We start from the raw sequence: 229 nt of genomic DNA, 5'->3' as shown, positions 1-229 counted from the left end.
GGGTGATGGCGTGCCTTTTGTAGAATGAACCGGCGAGTTACGTTTAACATGCAAGGTTAAGTCGAGAAGACGGAGCCGCAGCGAAAGCGAGTCTGAATAGGGCGAATGAGTATGTGGACGTAGACCCGAAACCGTGTGATCTACCCCTGTCCAGGGTGAAGGTGCGGTAACACGCACTGGAGGCCCGAACCCACGTACGTTGAAAAGTGCGGGGATGAGGTGGGGGTAG

At 55.5% G+C, this 229-nt stretch carries 1 rRNA gene; it reads left to right on the top strand.

What is annotated here, in order from left to right:
- Positions 1-229, top strand: a 23S ribosomal RNA gene (locus tag HPT30_RS00030); the annotation flags it as partial.

The organism is Paenibacillus agri (assembly GCF_013359945.1).
GTDB classification, from domain to species: domain Bacteria; phylum Bacillota; class Bacilli; order Paenibacillales; family Paenibacillaceae; genus Paenibacillus_AQ; species Paenibacillus_AQ agri.
The sequence above is the reverse complement of the archived record's forward strand: the minus strand, read 5'-3'. Positions and strand labels throughout refer to the sequence as shown.